The sequence below is a fragment of the Mesorhizobium sp. M2A.F.Ca.ET.039.01.1.1 genome, assembly GCF_003998035.1.
Lineage (GTDB): Bacteria > Pseudomonadota > Alphaproteobacteria > Rhizobiales > Rhizobiaceae > Mesorhizobium.
This window is the reverse complement of sequence record NZ_RZRY01000488.1, coordinates 1-4,846: the sequence shown is the minus strand read 5'-3', so window position 1 is coordinate 4,846 and position 4,846 is coordinate 1. Positions and strand designations below refer to the sequence as shown.

2 protein-coding genes are annotated in these 4,846 nt (G+C 62.1%); both read left to right on the top strand.

Going from position 1 to position 4,846, the window contains the following annotated elements:
- Positions 1 to 159: 159 nt before the first annotated feature.
- Complete coding sequence (locus EOA24_RS43970; protein WP_127410266.1) at positions 160 to 4,245, top strand: Ig-like domain-containing protein; 4,086 nt, start codon at positions 160 to 162, stop codon at positions 4,243 to 4,245.
- A gap of 114 nt (positions 4,246 to 4,359) precedes the next feature.
- Positions 4,360 to 4,728 (top strand): hypothetical protein, encoded by a 369-nt coding sequence (locus EOA24_RS27505; RefSeq protein WP_042640852.1) that lies wholly within the window; start codon positions 4,360 to 4,362, stop codon positions 4,726 to 4,728.
- Positions 4,729 to 4,846: the final 118 nt, after the last annotated feature.

Sequence of the window (4,846 nt, the reverse complement as noted above, 5' to 3'; positions counted from 1 at the left end):
AGGCTTAGGATCGTGCATAACTGGATATATCATCGCAATTTACCAAGTGTAAAAAATGCGATTCTCTACATATTTGGATATATGAAATAGATGGAAGGTCTGTTGCAAAGTCCGGGCCTCACATGTCTCTTGCCGGGAAATGCCGGAGGGGCTTGAGCTATGACGACCAATATCGAATTCGACGCCGTTTCAAATTCCTGGGACGAGCACAGCAGCGCCGCTGAAAACCATAACTCGACGGGTGTCCAGGTGGCGCAGGCGACCACCGGCCAGGCGGCGAGCGAGCCCGTGCCGGTCGATGTCGGCAGCGGCGCGCCGACGCAGGGCGCGGCCAATGCGCCGGCAGCGAACCAGCCGGCAGCCGATGCGAATGCGCCTGCCTCGAACGCTCCGGCTTCCAATGCCGTCCAAGGAAACGCACCGGCCGCAAACGCGCCGGCGACGAATGCCGCGGCCGCGAACGTGCCGCATGAATATCACGCCGAAGCCGGCAATGTCGTGAAGCTCCCGGCCAATGTCTCGATCGACAACATCAAGGTCGACGGACACAATCTGGTGCTGGTGCAGCCCGACGGATCCGAGATCGTCATCAAGGACGGCGCACTCAACGTGCCGACCTTCATCCTCGGCGATGTCGAGGTGCCGCGCGTCGCGCTCATCGCCGCGCTGGAGACAAGCCATGTCGATGTCGCCTTCGGCGCCGACGGCTCGATCTCGGCCGGCGGAAATGGCGCGCCAGGTAGCGCGGGCGGAAACTTTTCGGTACCTCCCGGCGGTATCGGCGACGGCTTCGGCCTGACGGCGTTGTTGCCGCCCACCGCATTGCAGTTCGGCCAGCCCGAGCATCGCGAGCTGTTCCCGGGGCTCGTCGACAGGGGCATTTCCGTCGTAGCGGTGTCGCTGCTCAGCCCGACCGAGGCGGCCAGCGAAACCGGCTTGAACGGTGGGCCGCAACAGTCGCCGGGCAGCGACGCGCCGAGCGACGCGGAAACGTCAAGCAATGGAACGATCACCATCGACGCGCCGGACGGCATCGGATCGATCGTCATCAACGGCGTTGCCGTCACCGCCGTCGGACAGCAGATCCAGGGCCAGTTTGGCTACATCACCATCGTCTCGCTGAACACGAGCACCGGGGTCGTCGAATACAATTATACCGTCACCGAATCGGTCACGCATCCTGTACATACGGACGGATACGACCAGAACGACACGATTCCTGACAATTTCAGCATCACCGTCACCGATTCCGACGGCGATACGGCCAGCACCACGTTTGCCGTTGCCATCATCGACGACGTGCCGACGGCGGTCGCCGACACCGACAGCGTGGCGGCAGGCCAGCTCGGCCCGGCGACCGGCAATGTGCTACTCGGCGGCACCGATGCGGGCGACAGCAACACTACGGACGGCGTCAAGGACGTCCAGGGTGCGGACGGGGCCAAGGTCGTCGGCGTTGCCAAGGGCACGACAAACGCCGATCTGGACGACGCGAGCACGCTCGACGTGCAGGTCCAGGGCGCCTACGGCAAGCTGACGCTCCACGCCGACGGCACCTACACCTATGTGCGTGACGCCAACACGCCGGGAGGCGTCAACGACGTCTTCACCTATACGATCAAGGACGGCGACGGCGACACCTCGCACACTACGCTGACGATCTCGATCGGCAATTCGACCCCGGAGATCAGCGACCTGACGCCGGAAGCCAACGGCGGCGACGTCGTCGTCAACGAGGACGACCTCTTGGCCGGCCGCGGCCCCGGCGAGTCAGCCGGCTCCGACCCTTCAAAGGAAAGCACCACCCAGGGCGGCACCTTCACCATTCACTCGCCCGACGGCATTGCCTCGCTGAACATCGGCGGACACGACTTCATCACCAATGGCCAGTTTACCGGCGGTTCCTTCACGACGGCGCTAGGCAACACGCTGGAGGTGACGGCCTACAATGCCGCCACCGGTGAGGTCACCTACACCTACACGCTCGTCGATAATGAAGAGCATTCCGCCATTCAGGGCACCAACAGCCTGTTCGAGAATTTCGACGTCACTCTGACCGACCTTGACGGCCAGAGCGCCAACAGCACGCTCTCCGTCAATATTGTCGACGACGTGCCGACGGCGCATGCCGACTCCAACAGCGTCTCGGAAGGCTCGCAAGTCTCGGGCAACGTGCTGACCGACGGAACGGCGGACGTGCTTGGCGCCGACGGCGCGGCACCCGGCGGCGCGGTGACCGGCGTGGCCACCGGCTCGAACGTCTCCAACCCGGTGAGCGGCAATCTCGGCGGCGCCGGCATCTTGGGCCAGTACGGCACGCTGGTGCTCAACGCCAACGGCTCCTACACCTATACAGCCAACCCCAACGCGGTCACCGCCAATGCGGTCGATCACTTCGTCTACACCATCACCGACGGCGACGGCGACACCTCGACCGTGACGCTCGACATCACTGTCAACAACGTCACCGTCACCGCCTCCGACACCGACGCGCTGGTCTATGAGAAGGGCTTGCCGGCGGGCAGCGACGCGGCCGGCAACAGCGAGATCTTCAACGGCGCCATCACGCCGGCCGGCGGCACTGGACCATATACCTACACGCTCAACTCATCGGCCACCGGCAGCTACGGCAACCTGGTGCTCAACGCCGACGGCACCTACACCTACACGCTGACCAAGACCTATGACGGCGCGACCGCCAACAACGGCATCACCACCGAACAGGACAAGGACAGCTTCACCTATACGGTGACCGACGCTCACGGCAACACCACCACCGGCACCATCCTGGTCGACATCGTCGACGACGTGCCAGCTTACACCCTCGTCAATGACGGTAATCACGACGGCATCGTCAGTTTGTCGGTACTCAATCCGGCAGCGACTACAACCTATACCGGTCAGTTCGCCGAATGGCAGTATGGAGCGGACGGGTTTGGCAGCATTTCTGCCACGGGGCAGAACGTGCAAGTTGCTTCGAGTTCATCGTCCCAGATCGTGCTGAACCTGATGGACGGCTCCGATGTCGCTGCCGTCCTGACGCTGAATGCCGACGGCACCGACTCGCTGCAGGTTCTGCACCGGGCAGGTGATGTCGTCTTTACTCCAATCGCGGCGACTTCAGCGACAGCCGGGGGACCGACAGGTTCACTGATCGTGGACTTGGGCGCTGCCACCGACTTCAATATTCTTGTGACCGGCGATGACGGCGTTGCCCCCACCGGCCAATCTGGCGATTTGGTGAACACCAGTAACCAAGGCTGGGCGGTCAAGGGGAGTTCTGGCCAGACAAATGACCCCGGTGAATCCATAAAATTCGCATTCGTCAACGATAGTAACAATACGACCCCCCATAGCGTCGACGATTTCAAGTTCACGACCGAGGGCTACACGGGCGGCATGTCGACGGCCAAGATCACCGTCCTGGTTTACACCGATGCCACGCATTATGACCAGGTGACGCTCAACGTGACGTCCGGCCAGGTAATTCAGATCAGCCAGCTTAACTGGTCGGCTGTCGCGGGTACCGCCAATTATGTAGTCGGCGACGACATTTACGCGGTCAAAGTCCTCAGCGATGCCTCAAATAGCGGCGGATTCCGTCTAAACGGCGTCGAGGTCGGCTCGCAGTCAGAAGCGCCGCCGTCAGATCTGGACTTCAACGGCATCAACGTATCGATCACGGATGGCGACGGCGATGTCTCGACGCAGACCTTCAATGTCCACATCGATGGCACAGCAGGCAGTCAGCTGACGGTCGAGTCCATCGCGGGCACTTCCGGAGACGACAATCTCCTTGGCACCGGCGGCAATGACACGCTGGTCGGCGGCGCAGGCAACGACTTCCTGGACGGTGCCGCTGGCAACGACATCCTGATCGGTGGGCTGGGCTTCAATCACCTCACCGGCGGCTCGGGCAACGATACGTTTGTGATCGATCCATCCAAGCTTTCGGTCCACGTGGCCGATGTAATCGCGGACTACACACCCGGCCAGGATGTTATTGACCTGTCTGATCTCCTCAAATCACTAGGTGCCGGCGCGCCGACTACCGATGCGCAGGCAGGTTCCTCGATCGATGTTACCTTCTCGGGCGGCGCGGCTCATGTGATGGTTGACAACAATGGCACGGCGGCTGGCGGAAGCATGGTCGAGGTGGCCTCGTTGACGGGAGTTGCAAGCGGCTCTGTAATCAGCATCCTCTATGATCACAATCAGCCGACCCATACGGAGACTGTGACCTGACGATGCGATCGTCTGGATGACGCAAACTTTGGTGGCTCGGGGGCGTGGCGCAAAGCCACGCTTCCATGCTAGACATTAGCGAAACGTGAATTCGCAATTCGAAGAGGGGCTTACATGAGACATTCCGCACGATTGCTGGCCTCGGCCGCGGCGCTGTTTTTGGCCGGGTCGACGGGCTTCGCCGCCGACATCATCGGCGAGCCGGCGGTGAATTATTGCCGCACCGTCGGCACATCGGACCTGGTGCTGACCGACAACATGGTCGAGCTCAAGGACCATGTGGTGAAGCTGATGGACGAATCGGTCGCCGTCGCCAACAGCCCGGAATGGATCAACTCGTCGCGTCCCGCCTTCGTCTGGGCGTCGGAAGCCAAGGTCGCCTGCGGCATGGCCTATGGCTACCTCAAGACGAACTACAAGGACGAAGACACGCTCAACAAATGCGAGTGCTTCCACGACCGCATGGTCGAGTACATGCACTGAGCTGACGGGCGTGCGCCGCGCCGACCGTTTGCAATGATGACGATGCAAGCCCGGGCGGACGCCTCGGCGACCGCGCGGCCGGCTGCCGCGCATGCCGGCAGGACGCCGCCAACTGATC